Source organism: Mesorhizobium sp. USDA 3734 (assembly GCF_056279665.1).
Window position 1 is genome coordinate 6,518,231 of sequence record NZ_JBWCCW010000001.1, and the last position, 18,077, is coordinate 6,536,307.

The following is an 18,077-nucleotide window of genomic DNA, read 5'->3' on the forward strand; positions in this document are numbered from 1 at the left end:
TCTTGCTAAAAAATACGGTATTCCGTAGGTATTGGCAGCAAGGGGTGACGAAACGTTTCGAAAATGACAGCGTCAGGGCGAAAAAAACAGCGCAAATCAACCGCACCCACCATGCTTCATGTGGCTGAGGCAGCGCGTGTCTCGGTCGCCACCGTGTCGGCGTTGATCAACGGCACGGCGACGGTCAGCCCGGAACTCAGCCAGCGCATCGAACAGGCGATCCGCGATATCGGCTACAAGCGCAATGCGATCGCCCGCAGCCTGAAGATGGGCACGACCCGCACCATCGGGTTGACCGTGCCGCACATCACCAACCCGTTCTTCACCGATGTCGTCTCGGTTATCCAGCAGGCCTTCGACCGGGCCGGCTATGCCGTCATGCTGTGCTGCACGGACGAGGATTTGAACACCCAGGACGACCAGATCCGGCTGCTGCTCGACCGCATGGTCGACGGGCTGATCGTGGCGCGAGTCGGCGACGGCGCGATCCTCAAGCGGATCGTCGACGACGCCAATGTGCCGGTCGTGCTGCTCGACCGCATGTGCGAGGGCGTCGACACCGACACCGTGGTGCTCGACAACCAGCGCGCGGTGTTCGACGCCATCACCTATCTGATCAATCTCGGCCATCGGCGCATCGGCTACATCACCGGCACATCGGACATTTCGCCGATGCATGATCGCATGGCAGGATATCGCGAGGCGCTTCACGCCGCCGGCCTGCCGATCGCGGAGGAGCTGGTCCGCTTCGGAAATTTCCACGAGATAGACGGCTATAACGCCACCATGCAGATGCTTTCCTCGCATGATCGGCCAAGCGCGATTTTTTCTGCCAACAACCCGATGGTGATCGGCACCATGAAGGCGATCCGCGACATCGGTCTTACCTGCCCGGAAGACATTTCGGTCGCCTGCTTCGACGATTTTCCATGGTCCGACGTGTTCCAGCCGCAGCTGACCACGGTGGCCCAGCCGGTGCAGGCGATCGGCGAACAGGCGGCCAATCTGCTTCTCGACCGTCTCGCCGGCAACAGGGACGCGCCACCGCGCAAGCTGGTGCTCAAGGGTAGGCTGATGATCCGCAATTCATGCCGCCCGCTCGGAGCGATGGCGCAGAGCGTGAGCGCCTGACCCTGTCATATCCTAGAGCTTGAACGCTTCCAAACAAAGCGCGTGCAGTGTCGGGAAGACCCCCTTGCCGCCGGTGATGACCAGGGTTCCGCCCTGCAGCACCGTCTTCGGATCGGGTTTCACGACCGTACCGCCGGCTTCCTCGACCAGAAGCATGCCGGCCAGGCAATCCCAGGCGTTCATGTGCTCTTCGACGTAACCAAGCAGCCGGCCGGCAGCGACATAGGCGAGCATCAGCGCGCCGGATGCATTGCGGAAGAAGACGCCGCCGTCGGCCAGGATCAGGCGGATCAGCACGGCGACATTTTCGGTGTCGGCGCGGTTCGAAAATCCGGTCCCGACAGATCCTTCCTCGATGCTGGTGGCCGCACTGGTCCTGATCGGCCGGCCGTTGACGAAGGCGCCGCCGCCGAGCCTGCCGTGGAACGTCTCGCCGGTCGACGGCTCATGGATGACGCCAACCACGGCCTCCCCGTCCCTGGCGCAGGCGATCACCACGCACCAAGCCGGAATGCCGCGCACGAAGTTGGCGGTTCCGTCGATGGGATCAATGACCCAGACACAGCCTGTCTGCCCGGCAACCGAGGCATGTTCCTCGCCGACGATGCCGTCTTGCGGATAAGCAGCGGCGATTGCCGCCCTGATGAACAGCTCAACCTCGCGGTCACCATCCGAGACCAGGTCCTGATGACCCTTGCTCTCGATGGTCAGGTTTTCCAGATCGCGAAAATATTTCAGGCCGAGCTCGCCTGCCCGACGCGCCAGATCGATGGCAAATTGCATGCGGGCGTCATGGTCATTGTTCACGGGGGCGCTCAATTGCGGAAGGGTGCCCTGCCTTAGCAGAGGCGGACCACACCTTCCAAGCCAAGAGTATCTCGCATCAGGACTGTCAGGCCGCTTGCGACAGCGATTTATGGGCCTCGGCCAGGATCTCGAACGACCGCACCCGCGCCGCATGATCTGATATCTGCGCGGTGACCATCAGCTCGTCGGCACCGGTGCGGCGCACGAAGGCATCGATGCCTTGCCGGACCGTTTCCGGGGAGCCGACGACGGCGCAGGACAATGCCTGGTCGAGCATGGTCTTTGCCATCGGATCGAGATCGCGGTCATAGTTCTCGACAGGCGGCGGCAGCCGGCCGGCTCGGCCGGTGCGCAGATTGACGAAAGCCTGCTGCAACGAGGTGAACAGCAGCCTAGCCTCCGCATCGGTGGGCGCGGCAAAGACGTTGAGGCCGAGCATGACATGCGGCTTGTCGAGCTGCTCCGACGGCTGGAAGCGCGAGCGGTAGACGTCCAGCGCGTGATCCAGCTCCGCCGGCGCGAAATGCGAGGCGAAGGCGTAGGGCAGGCCGAGCATGGCGGCGAGCTGCGCGCCGTAGAGGCTGGAGCCGAGGATCCAGACCGGCACGTTCTGGCCTTCGCCGGGCACGGCGCGGATGCGCTGGCCTTCCTCGGCCGGCTGGAAATAGCCCATCAGCTCGACGACATCCTGCGGGAAATTGTCGACGCCAGCTTCAAGATTACGGCGCAGCGCCCGCGCGGTGCCCATGTCGGTGCCGGGCGCGCGGCCGATGCCGAGATCGATGCGGCCCGGATGCAAGGCGGCCAGCGTGCCGAACTGCTCGGCAATGACCAGCGGCGCATGGTTCGGCAGCATGATGCCGCCGGCACCGACACGAATGGTCTTGGTGCCACCGGCGACATGGGCGATGACGACAGCGGTTGCCGCACTGGCAATGCCCGGCATGTTGTGATGCTCGGCCAGCCAGTAGCGTTTGTAGCCCAGCCGCTCGGCATGGCGGGCAAGATCAAGCGAGTTGGCCAGCGACTGCGAGGCATCGCTGCCTTCGATGATCGGCGACAGGTCGAGAACGGAAAGGTCGGTCATGAACGGTATCCTGTGTCAGGACCGCATGTAGGAAGCGCCCGGCGACGCCGCAAATTCAAAAATATTGATCAGCCTTTGACGGCGTCGATGTCGTCCACCTCGACGACGGTCGTCTGCTGCGCGGCGAGAAAATTGCCGACGTGGCTGAGCCCGTCGAAATGATCGCAGAACACCTTGATGACGACCAGCAGCGGCACCGCCATCAGGGCACCGACGAAGCCCCACAGCCATGACCAGAAGGCGATGGCGATGAAGATCGCCACGGCGTTGATCTCGAGCCGCCGGCCAACCACCATCGGTGTGACGAACTGGCCTTCGACGATGTCGCACAACAGCACGAAAGCCGGCGCCAAGAGCGCGTAGGAGATCGTGTCGAAGCTGATCAGCGCCATCACCGCGACAAGCACGATGGTCATCAGTGCGCCGACATAGGGCAGGAAATTGAGCAGGGCGGCAGCGACGCCCCAGACCAGCGGATTGGGCATGCCGAGTGCCCACAGGCCAAGGCCGATGACGGCGCCGAGACCGGCATTGATGATGGTGACGGTGAGCAGGTAGTGCGAGATTTCGCGTTCCACGTCATAGACGACGCGCAGCGCCCGCTTCTTTTCGCTGAGACGGGCGAAGGACTGGATGATCTTTTCATAGAACATCGTGCCGGACGCGAGCAGGAACAGCGACAAAACGAAGATGATGGTGAGGCTTGTTCCCGCCGACAGGATGTTGCTGGCCGCCGCCGACATCATGCCGGACTGCGCCACTGCCACCTTCTGGATGCCCGACTCCTGCGACGTCTGGGTCAGCTGTTCGACCTGATGCGATATCTGCATGATCCTCTCGAACGGCCGCCGCAATTGCGCCAGCCGTTCGGTGAGCTGCTGGCCGATCGACGAGGTGTTGTTGATGAGGTCGATGATCGGGCCGCTGAGCAGGTAGCCGGCGCTGGCAAAGATGCAGATCGACAACAGCACGAGAAGGGTCGCTGAAATCACTTCGGGGATGCCGTGCTTGCGCAGGAGCCGAACGATGGGCGTCAGCGTCAGAGCCAGCAGGAAAGCCAGGATGACCGGCATGAAGAAGGCGCGGCCAAAGTAGAGCGCGTAGACGGCCATGAACAGGAAGATGCCGATGAGCAGTGAACGCATCAGGTGCGTGTCGGCGCGAGCCGCCACGCGCGCGTCTTCGATCTCGGCAGCGCCTGCGCCCAAAGCGGCGGGGTCGGCTCTCATCACGGTCCCTCAACGGCGCACCGCAATTGGTGCAATCCGTCGACCGAAAACGCTGGCGTGGCTTCAAGGTTCCGTTAGCCGGCAAGGCCCGCGCCCGTAGGCCTTGCCGTTGGCTCAGGCGACGGGCGCTGCCAGTGCCGGTGCGGCCTTGGCCGTTTCCTTGCGCACGATCGGCGCCACCCTGGTGCCGTAGAGCTCGATCGCCTTCATGATCTTGGCATGCGGCATGGTGCCGATCGCCATCTGCAGCAGGAAGCGATCATTGCCGAAGATCTTGTGCTGGGCGACGATCTTCTCGGCCACCTGCTCGGGACTGCCGACGAACAAGGCACCGTTCGGACCACGCGACTGGTCGAAATGCGCCCGCGATGTCGGCCCCCAGCCGCGCTCGCGGCCGATACGGTTCATCACTTCCGCCTGCGGGCCGTAGAAGTCGTCGGCCGCCTGCTCGGTCGTCTCGGCGATGAAGCCGTGCACGTTGATGCTGGTGGCGAGGCCCGCCGGATCGCTGCCGGCGCGCTTGGCTGCCTCGCGGTAGATGTCGAACAGCGGCGCGAACCGTGCCGGCTCGCCGCCGATGATGGCGAGCGCCAGCGGCAGGCCGAGCGCGCCGGCGCGGGCGGCGGATTGCGGCGTCCCACCTATGGCGATCCAGACTGGCAGCCTGTCCTGGAAGGGCCGGGGATAAACGCCGCGATCGTTGATCGGCGCGCGCAGATTGCCGGACCAGGTGACCTTCACGCTATCGCGGATGGCAAGCAGCAGGTCGAGCTTTTCGGCGAACAGCTCGTCATAGTCCTCGAGGTTGTAGCCGAACAGCGGGAAGGATTCGATGAACGAGCCGCGCCCGGCCATGATCTCGGCACGGCCGCCAGAAAGGAGATCAAGCGTGGCAAATTGCTGGAAGACGCGTACCGGGTCATCGGAGGACAGAACGGTGACCGCGCTGGTCAGCTTGATGCGCTTCGAACGCTCGGCGGCCGCGGCCAGGGCCACGACCGGTGCCGAGGCGGCATAATCGGGCCGGTGGTGCTCGCCGAGGCCGAAGACGTCGAGGCCGACCTGGTCGGCCAGTTCGACCTCCTCGATCAGGTTGCGCAGCCGCTCATGCGGGTCGATGGCGCCAGGACCCGGCTGTGGGCTGACGTCGGCGAAGGTGTATAGACCGAGTTCCATTTGATGTCATCCTGGTGTTGGGTTTTCCGGCTAGACGTAGCCATCCGCCAGCCGCCTCGCCAGAGGGGCGGACGGTGAACAGTGCATGTCGGTTTCGGCCGAAAAGGCGTCTCCCGGCTGCCACAGCCAACAATTTCATGGCTGCCATGCCGTTTTGGCGCTTGAACTCTCGGTATTCGCGCGTATGTAAGCGTCGCGAATTGACTTCAGGGAAGTGGACTTGGCTATCTACAGGGAAAAAGACGTTTTCGAGCGGCGCAACGCCGCAAACGAGGCAAAGAAGGCGCTCCTCGAGCGCTTCAAGGCAAAGCCGGCGGCGGATGATCCCGCAGTGCTGGCGCGGCAAGCCGAACGCAAGGCGATCCTCGAGGCCCGCGAAATCCGCGAGGCCGAGAAGGCCCGGCTGAAGCAGGAAAAGCTGGCACGCGAAGCGGTCGAGAAGGCCGAGCGCGAGGCAGCAGCCGAGGCGGCACGTATCGCCGCGGAGGAAGCTGCACAGGCTGAGGCCAAGATTCGGGAGTCCGAAGAGAACGAGCGCATCGCCCGTTTTCTGGCGGACGAAGCCGAACGCAAGGCCAAGCGCGACGCGCGTTATGCGGCGCGCAAGCAGCGTACCGGCAGGACGCCTCCAGGCTTCTCCGCCCGCTAGCCTCCAGGCTACGAAGCAATCTGCTTCGAGAATCAGGGTCGCCTCACAGCGGCCCTGAAGGTGTTTGTCCGCCGCTATGCTCAGGCGGCGAACTTCAGCCCCATGATGCCGCACACGATGAGCGCGATGCAGGCCAGCCTGATCGCGGTGGCTGGCTCGCCGAGCAGCCAGATGCCGAGCAGTGCCGTACCGACGGTGCCGATGCCGGTCCACACCGCATAGGCGGTACCGACCGGCAGCGCCTTCAGCGCCAGGCCGAGCAGAGTGAGGCTGACGACCATAGAGGCAACGGTCAGTACGGTCGGCACCAGTTTCGAGAAGCCGTCGGTGTATTTGAGGCCGATTGCCCAGCCGATCTCGAACAGACCGGCAAAAAAGAGAAGAATCCACGACATCGACAACGCTCCATCAGAGCATCGGACCGAAAAAGGATTTTCGCAGTCCGACGCTCAGTCAAACAATGGCGGGTCGTCCCGTCCGGATTTTTGGGGAAGCGCGAGGTCGTCCCCGCCACGCCAATATAGAAATTTCGGGCGCTCGATCAACAGCGACCGGCAACAGTGTCGCCGGTCGTAATCTTATTCCGAAGCGGATGGGCCGGACTTACTTGTCCTTGAGCTTCATCGCCTTGACCGGGGGGGCCTTCAGGGCCGGAGCCGGGGCTGGCTTCTTGGCATCCTTCTTCGGCTTGCGGGCTTCCTTGCCTGCCTTCATCGCACCTTTAGCCATGATTCGTTCCTCCTGATGTGGGAAGCGAAGTGAAACAAGAGAACCGCCCGACCGCAAGGGGTTAGCGGCCGCTGCGGCCGTCAGCGGATCGCTTTCAACCGGTTTCTAATTTGCTCGTAAACCGTGGCGGTCCGTGCCATGGTTGTCTTCGCACTGCAGCATCAACCCGTGCCTTCGCCGGGTGATCGTCAGGCAGGCCGTCAGGACGACAATGCGAATCCACATCGGCTGCGAGATGAGCTTCGACTTTCCTCAGGAAACGCCGCTCATCGCGATGCTGAATGTCCACTATTCGCGTGCCTCCGATCTTGAGCGGCCGGATTTCCTGATCTCCAACCCGCCAGTGCCGATCGAAAGCTATCGTGACAGCTTCGGCAACTGGTGCAACCGGTTCGTCGCGCCGCCCGGGCGTTTCACCTTCGGCACCGACTCAGTGATCCGCGATCCCGGCACCTTCGAGATGGGCGACCTGATGGCCTGGCAGCACGAAGTGCGCGACCTGCCGGCGGACACGCTGCTGTTCCTGCTGCCCAGCCGTTTTTGCGAGAGCGACCTTCTGGCTGGTGAGGCGTGGCGGCTGTTCGGCAACACGCCGCTTGGTATTCCACGCGTGCAGGCGGTCTGCGACTTCGTCCACAACCATATCGTCTTCAACTACGGCAATGCGCGGCCAACGCGCACCGCTGCGGAAGCCTATCGGGAACAGAGTGGCGTGTGCCGCGACTACGCGCATCTCGCCGTCACCTTCTGCCGGGCACTCAACATACCGACGCGGTACTGCACCGGCTACATCAGCGACATCGGCATGCCGAAGCCGTGGGCGAGCATGGATTTCTGCGCCTGGATGGAAGTCTATCTCGGCGGCCGCTGGCATGTCTTCGACCCGCGCAACAATGCGCCGCGCATCGGCCGCGTCCTGATCGCCTCCGGCCGCGACGCCGCCGACGTGCCGTTGACCCATATTTTCGGGCCGGGCACGCTCGCCGGCTTCAAGGTGTGGACTGAAGAGATCGTCGAATAATCGCCGGCTCCTGCCGCCGGTCTTTGGCCAGCGACCTCTTTGGCAACCGCCGTCTTGAACGATCGGGCTACTCGCGCGTTGCCTGTAGAGCTTCGGCGGTCTTGCCGTTAGACTGGGTGCCTGGAACGGGGACTATACGATGGCCGGGCACGGCGGCTCAAAGAAAGTCATCTACGCCGCACTCGCTGGCAATCTCGCCATCGCGCTGACCAAGTTCGGCGCCGCCTTCTTCACCGGCAGCTCGGCAATGCTGTCGGAAGGCGTGCACTCGCTGGTCGATACCGGCAATGGCGGCCTTCTGCTCTACGGCATGCACCGCGCCGCCCGCCCGGCCGACAGCTCGCATCCGCTCGGGCACGCCCGCGAGCTGTATTTCTGGAGCTTCATCGTCGCACTCCTCGTCTTCGCGCTGGGCGCGGGCGTGTCGTTCTACGAAGGCGTGGTCCATATCATGGCGCCGGAGCCGGTCGTCAACGCTGAGGTGACCTACATCGTCCTGGGTCTTTCCTTCCTGTTCGAAGGCAGTTCGTGGTGGGTGGCGCTGCAGGAGTTTCGCAAGCAGAAGGGCAAGGAGGGCTGGCTGCAGGCCGTGCAATCGAGCAAGGATCCGAGCGTCTACACCGTGCTGTTCGAGGATAGTGCGGCCCTTCTCGGCCTGATCGTCGCTTTCGCCGGCATCCTGGCGGCGGAACTGCTGGAAATGCCGGAACTCGACGGCGCCGCCTCGATCGGCATTGGACTGATCCTTGGCGCGACGGCGATCTTCCTGGCGCGCGAAAGCAAAGGCCTTCTGATCGGCGAGCCGGCATCGCTCGAGGTGCAGAGACAAATGCTGGCGATCGCCCAGCAGGATCCGGCTGTGCAGCGGGCGAACGGCGTCCTGACCGTCCATATGGGGCCAACAGAGATCGTCGCCGGCCTGAGCATCGAGTTCGAGGATCATCTGACGGCGCCGGAGATCGAAGCCTGTGTGGAGCGCCTGGAGGCGAAGCTGAAAAAGGAGATGCCGGAGATCACCCGGCTCTTCGTCAAGCCGCAGACCACCGGGACCTGGGAAAAGCGACGCAAGGTGGTCGAGGCGGCATCCGGAGAGGCCCTGGACTAGCCGCCAGCCATTGCCTGGCGACGCCGCTACGGTAAAGATTGCAGGACGGATTTCGGGAGGAGCCAGGATGAAAATCGACGGCGGCTGCCATTGTGGCGCCATCACCTACGAGGCGGAAGTCGATCCGGAAAAGACGAACATCTGCCACTGCACGGACTGCCAGCAACTGACCGGCACGGCTTTTCGCGTGACGGTCCCGGCGCCCGAAAACAACTACCGCATCACCAAGGGTACACCGAAAATCTACATCAAGATCGTGGCGAGCGGCGCCAAGCGCGCTCAGGCCTTTTGCGCCGACTGCGGTTCGCACCTTTACGCCACGTCGGTTGGAGATGGTCCAAAGGTCTATGGAATTCGCGTGGGGACCGCGCGGCAACGCCAGGACTTGATACCGACACAGCAGAAATGGCATCGCTCGGCGCTGCATTGGCTTCCGGAATTTCAAGGCATGACGACTATTGAGGAGCAGTAGCGCGGCTTAATCGTCGCCTTCGACAACCCTCAGCCTGAGCTGTCCGGTCTTCGAATCGGCAACACGCGCGCCCGTATCGACCTTCGCCGCCGGAGCCCGTGACGCGGCGTCCGCGGCGGCATCGCCGTCGGGCTGCGCGCCGAACTCCAGCGCCTCGATCTTCTGGCCGCGCTTGGTGACCTTCGACGTCGAAACCAGGATGTCGTCAATGTCCTTGGCCGACTGGCCGAAATGCACCTGCAGCTTGCGCACCCGCTCGTCGACACGCGCGACGTCCTCCATCAGCCGGATGACCTCGCCCTGGATCAGGTGCGCCTGTTCGCGCATGCGGGCGTCCTTGAGGATCGCCTGGATGACCTGGATCGACAGCATCAGCAGCGACGGCGAGACGATGACGACGCGGGCGCGGTGCGCCTTGTGCACGATCGCTTCGAAATTCTCGTGGATCTCGGCGAACACCGATTCCGACGGCACGAACATGAAGGCGGTGTCCTGTGTCTCGCCCTGGATCAGGTATTTTTCCGAGATATCGCGGACATGGATCTCGATGTCGCGGCGGAAGGCCTGCGAGGCGACCTTCTGCAGGTCGGCGCCGTCGGCGGCTCGAATGGCGTTCCAGGCTTCCAGCGGAAATTTGGCGTCGATGGCAAGCGACGGCGCGCCGTTCGGCATTTTCACCAGGCAGTCGGGCCGGCTGCCGTTCGACAATGTCGCCTGGAATTCATAGGCGCCGTGCGGCAGGCCGTCGGCGACGATCGCTTCCATGCGCGACTGGCCGAAGGCGCCGCGCGTCTGCTTGTTGGAGAGGATCGCCTGCAGCTGCACCACCTGGCCGGCGAGCGACTGGATGTTGCCTTGCGCGACATCGATGATCGCCAGCCGTTCCTGCAATTTGGCCAGGCTCTCATGCGTGGATTTCGTCTGCTCGGTCATGGTCTGGCCAAGGCGGCCGGTCATGGCGTCGAGGCGCTGGCCGATCGACTGCGTCAGCTCCGCCTGGCGCGCGCCAAACACTTCGGCGATGGCGCCCATGCGGCCCTGCATCTCGGCCTGGCTTTGCAAAATGCCGGCCATCCGCGCCTCGCCGTCGCGGGCATGATCGGCGGCCTCGGCTGCCGCCACGGCGCGCGCCTTGGCCGACCGCCACAGCGCGATGACGAGCGCCACGAACAGGCCAAGAAACAGCAACGCGCCGAAGGCCAGCGCATGGCCGAGCGTGATCGTGGTGGCGCCAAGCCGGGCGACGGGCTCCGAAAGGATAGTGCTCAGATCATTCATGTGGACAGCATAGCCGATTCGGCAGTCTGGCACAGATCAAAACGTGAACGAGCCTTAAGCCCACCGGTTGACGCTTTTCGCTGGAGGTCTTAGGTGGAACGCCATGCCGATCAAGCCGCTCATCATCCTTCCCGACCCCATCCTGCGCCAGGTTTCCAAGCCGGTGGAACGCGTCGATGCGCCCTTGCGCAAATTAGCCGACGATATGCTGGCGACGATGTATGACGCACCTGGCATCGGCCTGGCGGCAATCCAGATCGGCGAGCCGCTGCGCATGCTGGTGATCGATCTGGCCAAGGAAGACGAGACGCCGGCGCCGCAGGTCTTCATCAACCCGGAAATCCTGGAGAGCGCCGACGCGCGCTCCGTCTACGAGGAAGGCTGCCTGTCGATCCCGGACTATTACGCCGAGGTCGAACGTCCGGCCTCCGTGCGGGTCAAGTATCTCGACCGCGACGGCAAATTGCAGGAGATGGAGGCCGAGGGCCTGATGGCAACCTGCCTGCAGCACGAGATCGACCACCTCAACGGCGTCTTGTTCATCGACCACATCTCGAAGCTGAAGCGCGACATGGTGGTGAAGAAATTCAAGAAGCTCGCCAGGGACAAGGCGCCGGGCAAACTGGCGGGATAGGGGAAATGCCCCTTCGCGTCATCTTCATGGGCACGCCTGAGTTTTCGGTGCCGACGCTGCGCGCGATTGCCGAAGCGGGACATGAGATATCAGCCGTGTACACCCAGCCGCCGCGCGCCGCCGGACGGCGGGGGCTGGAGCTGACACCGTCACCGGTGCAGCGCGAGGCGGAACGGCTGGGCATCGAGGCGCGGACACCGACTTCGCTCAAGGGCGAGGCCGAGCAGGCGGCTTTCCGTGCCTTGCAGGCCGATGTCGCCGTGGTCGTCGCCTATGGTTTGCTGCTGCCGAAAGCGGTTCTCGAGGCAACCCGGCTTGGCTGCATCAACGGCCATGCATCGCTGCTGCCGCGCTGGCGTGGCGCCGCACCCATCCAACGCGCCATCATGGCCGGCGACCTGGAAAGCGGCATGATGGTGATGCGCATGGAAGAGGGTCTGGACACCGGCCCGGTCGGAATGGTTGAAAAATGCGCCATCGAACCCGATATGACTGCCGGCGATCTGCATGATCGGTTGATGAGTGTCGGTGCAATCCTGATGGTGGAAGCGCTGACGCGGCTGGAAAGGAAAACCCTGACATTTGCCGCCCAGGCGGTGGAAGGGGTGACCTATGCCAAGAAAATCGATAAATCCGAGACGCGCGTGGACTGGACTCGCTCGGCGAGCGAGGTCCACAATACCATTCGTGGCCTGTCGCCCTTTCCCGGCGCCTGGTCCGAGATAGGAATTGGCGGCCGCCCGGAGCGGCTGAAACTGCTTCGCTCGACGCTGTCCGAAGGCCTGTCGCTTTCGGAAGATTTGGGCGAGTCGGGAGGAATTCTCGATGACCGGCTGACGGTCGCCTGCGGGGCAGGCGCGATCAGACTGGTCGAAGTTCAACGGGCGGGCGGAAGGCCCGCTGCCGCGTCGGAATTCCTGCGCGGGGCCAAGATCGAAAAAGGAATGAAATTCTCATGAGCATGATGTCGATACGCGCGGCGACGCCGCGGGATCGCGAGGCCATTCGCCTCGTCGAGGAACACGCTTTCGGCCAGCAGGCGGAGGCCGGACTGGTCGACGCGCTGGTGACGGGCGGCGACGCCGTTGCCGAACTGGTGGCGGAAGAAGACGGCCAGGTGGTCGGCCACATCCTGTTTTCCCGGCTGTTCGTCCAGAATGGCGGCAAGAATTTTGCGGCCGTGGCGCTCGCGCCGCTGGCGGTGGAGCCTTCGTTCCATGGCAGCGGCATTGGCGGCGCGCTGATCCGCGAGGCGCATATCCGCCTCAGGGACGGCGGAGAGACGCTGGCCGTGGTGCTGGGCGATCCGGCCTATTACAGCCGTTTCGGCTACAGCCACGCCCGCGCCGAAAAATTCGAGAGCGAGTATCAGGGCGAGGCATTGCAGGCACTGGCCTGGGGCGACGCCCCGGAAGCCGGCAGGCTGGTCTACGCCTCGGCCTTCGGCTCAGCACTCGCCGCCTAGGCGAGTGCAAATTGCCGCGTTTTCGCCTCGACATCGAATATGACGGCAGCCTGTTTGCCGGCTGGCAGCACCAGGCGGACCAGCCTTCGGTGCAGCAGGCGATCGAACAGGCGATCGAGAAATTCTGCGGCGAAGAGGTGAGGCTGCGCGCCGCCGGCCGCACCGATGCCGGCGTGCATGCGACCGCCCAGGTGGCGCATGTCGACCTCGCCAAGGCGTGGCCCGGCGACAAGGTGCGCGATGCCATCAATGCTCATCTGCAGGCCGCCGGCACCCATATTGCCATCGTGAAGGCGTCGGTCGTCTCCGACGGTTTCGACGCTCGCTTCTCGGCCACTGGCCGCCACTATCTCTACCGCATCCTCAACCGCCGGGCGCCGGCCGCGCTCGACAAGGGCAAGGTGTGGTGGGTGCCGAAGCGGCTCGACGCCGGCGCCATGCATGAGGCGGCGAAGGTCTTGCTTGGGCGGCATGACTTCACCACCTTCCGTTCGACCCAATGCCAGGCCAACAGCCCGGTCAGGACGCTGGAGCGGCTCGATGTGACGAGGCAAGGCGACCTGATCGAGGTAAGGGCCTCGGCGCGCTCCTTCCTGCACAACCAGGTGCGGTCGATGGTCGGTTCGCTCAAGCGCGTCGGCGACGGCGGCTGGACCGAGGCCGACCTGAAAGCGGCGCTCGAGGCGCACGACCGCGCCGCCTGCGGCCAGGTGGCGCCGCCCGACGGTCTGTTTCTCATCGGCGTCGATTATCCTGGGGTCGACTATCCAGGATAGAGGCGGAAGGCTCTATCCCGGGGTAGAGGCCGGAAGGCTCTACCCGGAGACGAACCCGGAAAGGCTCTGAGCCCCGACATCATCCGGCACGGTGATACCGAGCAACGTCTGCAGGCCGAACAGCACCAACAGCGAAGCGATGAACATGCCGACGAAAACGGCGGTGCCGACGGCTGCGCCCTTGCCGATGGTGGCGTTGGTCATGCGCCAGGTCAGCACCATCGACAGGGCAAACAACAGCAGCGACACAAGGCTTGAAATCTGGCTTGCTGACGACAGGAAAAGCCGGATCAGCGCCGAGGGCAGCATCAGCCAGGCGGTGATGGCCGAGGCCCAGTTGCTGGCGACGACGTAGTGGACTAAGCGGCCGCCTATGCCGGCGCGCGGCGCGATCAGGGCGAGCGCGATCAGCGGCAACACCCAGGAGCCGATATCGACCGTCGCCAGGCGCACCAGCATGCTGAAGCGACCCGCGAAGGCATCGGGATCGCCGATCTCGTTGGCGATGCCGACCCAGCCGACGATCAGCGCCGGTGCGGCAACGACAATGGCGAAGAAGGAATTCCAGAAGCCGTCCGCCGACAGGTCGAGCAGGCGCAATCCATCGGCCTTGCCGAGCATCAATCGCCAGGCGCCCGTCAGCGAAGCTTGGGTTTCGTCCGCCGAAAGCATGCTGCTCAGCCCTGTCCGAACCAGTCTTCGATGAAGCGCTGGTAGATTTGCGTCAGCGTTTCGAGATCGGCAATGGCGACGCGCTCGTCGACCATGTGCATGGTCTTGCCGACCAGCCCGAACTCGACCACCGGGCAATAGTCCTTGATGAAACGTGCGTCGGACGTACCACCGGAGGTCGACAGCGTCGGCTCCTTGCCGACCGCCGACTTGATCGAGCCGCGAAGCGTTTCGATCAGTTTGTCGTCGCGGGTCAGGAAAACATGGCTTGGCCGGTCGCGCCAGACGAGCTCATAGTCGACCGGCGTCTTCTTGCCGGCCCGGTACTTCTTGCGCCTGGCTGCCTGGTCGAGCCGGTTGTGGATCTCGGCCTGCAGGGTCTCATCAGTCCAGGTGTCGTTGAAACGGATGTTGAAGGTAGCTAGCGCCTTGGCCGGAATGACATTGGTGGCCGGGTTGCCGACATCGATGGAGGTGATCTCCAAATTGGTCGGCTGGAAATCCCTGGTTCCCTTGTCGAAGACGGGATGCAGCAAGGCGTCGACCAGGCTCATCAGCCCGCGCACCGGATTGTCGGCAAGCTGCGGGTAGGCGACATGGCCCTGGCGGCCATTGACGGTGACGGCGCCAGACATCGAGCCGCGGCGGCCGATCTTGATCATGTCGCCGAGCGCGTCCGGGTTGGTCGGCTCGCCGACGATAGAGGCATCCCATTTCTCGCCCCTGGAAGCCGCCCATTCGAGCAGCTTGACGGTGCCGTTGATGGCCGGACCTTCCTCGTCGCCGGTGATCAGCAGCGAGACCGACCCTTTCGGACCACCATTCTGCTCGACATGGCGCGCCACGGCGGCGATGAAACAGGCGATGCCGCCCTTCATGTCGACCGCGCCGCGGCCATACATCTCGCCATTGGCGATCTCGGCGGCGAAGGGCGGATGCGTCCAGGCGGCTTCATCACCGACCGGCACCACATCGGTGTGGCCGGCGAACATCAGATGCGGGCCGTTGCCGGAGCGCCTCGCATAGAGGTTTTCGATGTCGGGCGTGCCGTCTTCGGAAAACACCGGCCGATCGACCAGGAAGCCGAGCGGTTTCAGCATCGTCTCCAGCGCGGTCAGCGCACCGCCCTCAGTGGGCGTCACCGAAGCACAACGGATAAGGGCGGCAAGGTTTTCGGCGGGATCGGTCGGCAGCGTCATGGCAAAAGCGATAGTCGAAAGCGCAGGGCCTGTCACGGCCAGACATAGGGGCCAGCGTCATGGCTGGCGATACCGCCGACATTATGGTTTTCATGTCGTATAGTTGCGGGCCGGATGCGGGGCGACGGGATGGCAAACGGGGACAGAAGGATCGTCATCGCCGGCGCAGGCAGCATCGGCTGCTATGCCGGCGGCTGCCTGGCGCTCGCCGGGCGCGAGGTGATTCTGCTGGCCCGGCCGCGCGTCGAGGCGGCGCTGCGGCAGGATGGGTTGCGGGTCAGCGACCTTGACGGCCGCGATCGCTTGATCAAGCCGGAGGCGCTTGCCGTCACCACCGATCCGGCCGCCGCCCTGCCTCGGGCGGATGTAATCCTGGTCACGGTCAAGAGTGGCGCGACGCAGGATATGGCAGCTCTCATCAAGGCCCATGCCCGCCCCGATGCTGTGGTGGTCAGCCTGCAGAACGGCGTCGATAATGCCGACAGGCTGCGCGCCGGACTTGGCCAGCGCACGGTGCTGGCCGGCATGGTGCCGTTCAATGTCGTGCAGTCACCGGACAGCGAACTGCCGCTGCGTGTGCACCGCGCCAGCGACGGCACAGTGATGGTCGAGGATGGCGACGCCGGCCTGGTCGGCCTGCTCGGCGTCGAAGGCTTTGCGGTCGAAGCCCATGGCGAGATGAAGGCCGTGCTGTGGGGCAAGCTGCTGATGAATTTGAACAACGCGCTGGTGGCGCTTTCCGGCCTGCCGCTGGCAACCCAATTGGCCGATCGGCGCTGGCGGCTGATCCTGGCCAGCCAGATCGACGAGGCGCTCGAGGCGATGAAAGCGTCCGGCATCGAGCCGGCACGGATCGCCGGCCTGCGGCCGGCGCTGCTGCCGAAAGTGCTCCGGCTGCCGGACTGGCTGTTCAAGCTCTTGGCGCGGCGCATGCTGGCGATCGACCCGCAGGCGCGCTCGTCGATGTGGGACGATTTGCAGCGCGGCCGGCCGACGGAGATCGATGACTTGCAAGGCGCCATCCTGCGGCTGGCGGAAAAGGCCGGCACGCCGGCACCGATGGTCCAGCGGATCACCGCCTTGGTGCGCGCGGCGGAGGCGGAGCAGCTTGGCTCGCCGGGCCTGGTGCCGGAGCAAGTCGTTGCGCCGCCGGCTGGCCGTCGATCAACGTGATCTTCTGCCAGATTTTCCGCGACAGGTTGGACGCCAGGTTTTCGATGTCGTTGACGCCGTCGATGACCACGTCGTCATTGACCGACTGCGCGAACAGTGCTGCGATCTTGCCGGTGATCGACAGCATTTCAGAGCAATAGTCGAGGTAGCGCGCCAGGTCGGCGGCATTGGTGATGCGGGCCGGCGAGTGCGCCGTCGGCTTGAAATCAGCCGAAAGGGCCGCCGGATCCTTGGTCAGCTGGTGCATGTCGATGACATGGATCAGCGAGCGCAGGCCGTGCAGCTGGCGAAACACTCGCTTGCGCTTGATACGCTCCTCGGTGCGGATCAACGCCAGGAAGCCGAGCACGGCCAGGATCATCATGTTGATCGTGGCTTCGATGCCTTGCACCGACTGCACCGCATCGTCGGCCTGGGAGATGTGGATGAGCGGCAGGATGGTGCCGACGAACAGGAAGATCAGCGCGCCGGCGATGACGGCGGCGATGATGAGCCCGCGCAGCCACCAGATCGGCGCTTCGAGAGCCTGAGCCGCCTTGGCCAGATCGCGCGACAGCGAGACCAGTTCGGCGGCGACGCCACGCAATCCCGCTTCGGGGAAACGGTCGGCGATCCGCTCCTCCAGCCGCTCGGCGGTTTCGACGATCAGCTTCGGATCAAGCGTGCGGTAGCGCATGTCCGATCGGCCCTCAGGGTTGCGCCGGCTCGTTGGTGCGCCGGCCATAGCGGTTAGGCCCAGGCTGCCCTGGAAACAGGCACAACACAAGGAAGGCGACGATCGAGACCACCGGCACGAACAGGATCAGCGCGGCAATGCCCGGCTTGTCGAGGTCGTGCAGCCGCTTGACCGCCAGTGCGATGTTGGACCACAGCGAGGCGATGAAGGCGACGAAGAAGATGAACGACCACATGTTGCTCTCGGCCGAACCTTCCGGCACCAGCGTGAAGCGGTAGAGCGGAAAGGCCTGGATGATGGCGACGAGCAACCCGCCAAGAAAATAGGCCGCGCGACTGACGCGGCCCGAGGTTTTGAAGAAAAGCCAGGTGAGATCTGATCTGTCAGGCAAGCGGGTCCGGTCCATATTGATTGGCGCCCCTGGCGCCTTCGAGAATGCCGCATTCCACCAGAAACCAGATCGGGCCGACGAAAGGCACCAGCATGATCAGGCTCCACCAGCCCGACTTGCCGCGATCATGCCAGCGCTTGGCGTAGACTGCGAGTGCGAAATAGATCGAGGCCAGAGCGACGAGAATGCCGATGATGCCGATCTGGGCGCCGCTGGCAGTGCTGATGCGTGTGCCGAGGATCGCATCGAGAATAAAGGCAACGATACCAATGACGACGAAAACTCCGATCGCGGCCCAGAACTTGCCACGGTTGATGCGACCATCAAAGCTTGTGAGCAGATATTTCCAGTCCATGTCACCCCTCCATATTGAACCAGCGCGACCGATTGTCGCGCCGGCGGAAGGT

Annotated in this window: 22 protein-coding genes; 10 read left to right on the forward strand and 12 right to left on the reverse strand. The window is 64.1% G+C overall.

Annotated features, from left to right (window positions below):
* Window positions 1–111: 111 nt before the first annotated feature.
* On the forward strand, window positions 112–1,131 hold the full coding sequence (locus ACZ89F_RS31135) for a LacI family DNA-binding transcriptional regulator (protein ID WP_476096005.1): 1,020 nt from the start codon (window positions 112–114) through the stop codon (window positions 1,129–1,131).
* Between the two features lie 12 nt (window positions 1,132–1,143).
* On the opposite strand, the gene ACZ89F_RS31140 is transcribed toward ACZ89F_RS31135, so the two are convergent.
* The 4 genes from ACZ89F_RS31140 to ACZ89F_RS31155 all read right to left on the reverse strand — a co-directional run bounded on the left by ACZ89F_RS31140 (window position 1,144) and on the right by ACZ89F_RS31155 (window position 5,430).
* Window positions 1,144–1,938 (reverse strand): inositol monophosphatase family protein, encoded by a 795-nt coding sequence (locus ACZ89F_RS31140; RefSeq protein WP_476096006.1) that lies wholly within the window; start codon window positions 1,936–1,938, stop codon window positions 1,144–1,146.
* A gap of 85 nt (window positions 1,939–2,023) precedes the next feature.
* Window positions 2,024–3,025 carry an LLM class flavin-dependent oxidoreductase gene (locus ACZ89F_RS31145; protein WP_476096007.1) on the reverse strand — a complete coding sequence of 334 codons (1,002 nt, stop codon included), beginning with the start codon at window positions 3,023–3,025 and terminating at the stop codon, window positions 2,024–2,026.
* Window positions 3,026–3,093: 68 nt separating this feature from the next.
* Window positions 3,094–4,254 carry an AI-2E family transporter gene (locus tag ACZ89F_RS31150; protein WP_476096008.1) on the reverse strand — a complete coding sequence of 387 codons (1,161 nt, stop codon included), beginning with the start codon at window positions 4,252–4,254 and terminating at the stop codon, window positions 3,094–3,096.
* A 114-nt stretch (window positions 4,255–4,368) separates the two neighbouring features.
* Window positions 4,369–5,430, reverse strand: coding sequence for an LLM class flavin-dependent oxidoreductase (locus tag ACZ89F_RS31155; protein ID WP_476096009.1), 1,062 nt, complete (start codon window positions 5,428–5,430; stop codon window positions 4,369–4,371).
* 220 nt (window positions 5,431–5,650) lie between these two features.
* On the opposite strand from ACZ89F_RS31155, the gene ACZ89F_RS31160 reads away from it, so the two are divergent.
* On the forward strand, window positions 5,651–6,079 hold the full coding sequence (locus ACZ89F_RS31160) for a DUF6481 family protein (RefSeq protein ID WP_109667244.1): 429 nt from the start codon (window positions 5,651–5,653) through the stop codon (window positions 6,077–6,079).
* Window positions 6,080–6,159: 80 nt separating this feature from the next.
* Here ACZ89F_RS31160 and sugE read toward each other — a convergent pair whose 3' ends face one another.
* Window positions 6,160–6,474, reverse strand: coding sequence for a quaternary ammonium compound efflux SMR transporter SugE (gene sugE / locus ACZ89F_RS31165; RefSeq protein ID WP_013528463.1), 315 nt, complete (start codon window positions 6,472–6,474; stop codon window positions 6,160–6,162).
* A 208-nt stretch (window positions 6,475–6,682) separates the two neighbouring features.
* Entirely contained in the window at window positions 6,683–6,808 is a 126-nt protein-coding gene (locus tag ACZ89F_RS31170) for a hypothetical protein (protein ID WP_013528464.1), read from the reverse strand.
* 211 nt (window positions 6,809–7,019) lie between these two features.
* Between ACZ89F_RS31170 and ACZ89F_RS31175 the strand changes: the two genes are divergently transcribed.
* The 3 genes from ACZ89F_RS31175 to ACZ89F_RS31185 all read left to right on the forward strand — a co-directional run bounded on the left by ACZ89F_RS31175 (window position 7,020) and on the right by ACZ89F_RS31185 (window position 9,406).
* Window positions 7,020–7,829: a transglutaminase-like domain-containing protein gene (locus ACZ89F_RS31175; RefSeq protein WP_476096010.1), complete on the forward strand. Its 810-nt coding sequence runs from the start codon at window positions 7,020–7,022 to the stop codon at window positions 7,827–7,829.
* Between the two features lie 139 nt (window positions 7,830–7,968).
* A complete protein-coding gene (locus tag ACZ89F_RS31180; RefSeq protein ID WP_476096011.1) occupies window positions 7,969–8,934 on the forward strand; it encodes a cation diffusion facilitator family transporter in 966 nt (321 codons plus the stop codon).
* A gap of 67 nt (window positions 8,935–9,001) precedes the next feature.
* A complete protein-coding gene (locus tag ACZ89F_RS31185; protein WP_476096012.1) occupies window positions 9,002–9,406 on the forward strand; it encodes a GFA family protein in 405 nt (134 codons plus the stop codon).
* A 6-nt stretch (window positions 9,407–9,412) separates the two neighbouring features.
* On the opposite strand, the gene ACZ89F_RS31190 is transcribed toward ACZ89F_RS31185, so the two are convergent.
* Window positions 9,413–10,684, reverse strand: a complete 1,272-nt coding sequence (locus ACZ89F_RS31190) for a DNA recombination protein RmuC (RefSeq protein ID WP_476096013.1) — start codon at window positions 10,682–10,684, stop codon at window positions 9,413–9,415.
* A 103-nt stretch (window positions 10,685–10,787) separates the two neighbouring features.
* Between ACZ89F_RS31190 and def the strand changes: the two genes are divergently transcribed.
* Genes def through truA form a run of 4 tightly spaced genes read left to right on the forward strand, consistent with a single transcriptional unit; the run spans window position 10,788 to window position 13,559 of the window.
* The gene (gene def, locus ACZ89F_RS31195; RefSeq protein WP_126067163.1) at window positions 10,788–11,318 is read left to right on the forward strand and encodes a peptide deformylase; all 531 of its coding nucleotides are present in this window, start codon (window positions 10,788–10,790) and stop codon (window positions 11,316–11,318) included.
* Between the two features lie 5 nt (window positions 11,319–11,323).
* Window positions 11,324–12,277 carry a methionyl-tRNA formyltransferase gene (fmt, locus tag ACZ89F_RS31200; protein ID WP_476096014.1) on the forward strand — a complete coding sequence of 318 codons (954 nt, stop codon included), beginning with the start codon at window positions 11,324–11,326 and terminating at the stop codon, window positions 12,275–12,277.
* Window positions 12,274–12,783, forward strand: a complete 510-nt coding sequence (locus ACZ89F_RS31205; RefSeq protein ID WP_476096015.1) for a GNAT family N-acetyltransferase — start codon at window positions 12,274–12,276, stop codon at window positions 12,781–12,783. Before fmt ends, ACZ89F_RS31205 begins: the two co-directional genes overlap by 4 nt.
* Before the next feature lie 11 nt (window positions 12,784–12,794).
* Window positions 12,795–13,559 carry a tRNA pseudouridine(38-40) synthase TruA gene (gene truA, locus ACZ89F_RS31210; RefSeq protein ID WP_476096016.1) on the forward strand — a complete coding sequence of 255 codons (765 nt, stop codon included), beginning with the start codon at window positions 12,795–12,797 and terminating at the stop codon, window positions 13,557–13,559.
* Between the two features lie 39 nt (window positions 13,560–13,598).
* On the opposite strand, the gene ACZ89F_RS31215 is transcribed toward truA, so the two are convergent.
* A complete protein-coding gene (locus tag ACZ89F_RS31215; RefSeq protein WP_476096017.1) occupies window positions 13,599–14,231 on the reverse strand; it encodes a transporter in 633 nt (210 codons plus the stop codon).
* A gap of 5 nt (window positions 14,232–14,236) precedes the next feature.
* Entirely contained in the window at window positions 14,237–15,430 is a 1,194-nt protein-coding gene (dapE, locus tag ACZ89F_RS31220; RefSeq protein WP_476096018.1) for a succinyl-diaminopimelate desuccinylase, read from the reverse strand.
* A 129-nt stretch (window positions 15,431–15,559) separates the two neighbouring features.
* Here dapE and ACZ89F_RS31225 point away from each other — a divergent pair, with 129 nt between their 5' ends.
* A complete protein-coding gene (locus tag ACZ89F_RS31225) occupies window positions 15,560–16,603 on the forward strand; it encodes a 2-dehydropantoate 2-reductase (RefSeq protein WP_476096019.1) in 1,044 nt (347 codons plus the stop codon).
* On the opposite strand, the gene ACZ89F_RS31230 is transcribed toward ACZ89F_RS31225, so the two are convergent.
* From ACZ89F_RS31230 to ACZ89F_RS31240, 3 genes are read right to left on the reverse strand one after another with little or no spacing between them, the layout of a single operon-like run.
* Window positions 16,503–17,279 (reverse strand): hypothetical protein, encoded by a 777-nt coding sequence (locus ACZ89F_RS31230; protein WP_476096020.1) that lies wholly within the window; start codon window positions 17,277–17,279, stop codon window positions 16,503–16,505. The genes ACZ89F_RS31225 and ACZ89F_RS31230 overlap by 101 nt on opposite strands.
* Window positions 17,280–17,292: 13 nt before the next feature.
* Window positions 17,293–17,670, reverse strand: coding sequence for a DUF805 domain-containing protein (locus ACZ89F_RS31235; RefSeq protein ID WP_024502086.1), 378 nt, complete (start codon window positions 17,668–17,670; stop codon window positions 17,293–17,295).
* Window positions 17,663–18,025 (reverse strand): DUF805 domain-containing protein, encoded by a 363-nt coding sequence (locus ACZ89F_RS31240; RefSeq protein ID WP_476096021.1) that lies wholly within the window; start codon window positions 18,023–18,025, stop codon window positions 17,663–17,665. Before ACZ89F_RS31240 ends, ACZ89F_RS31235 begins: the two co-directional genes overlap by 8 nt.
* Window positions 18,026–18,077 lie beyond the last annotated feature (52 nt).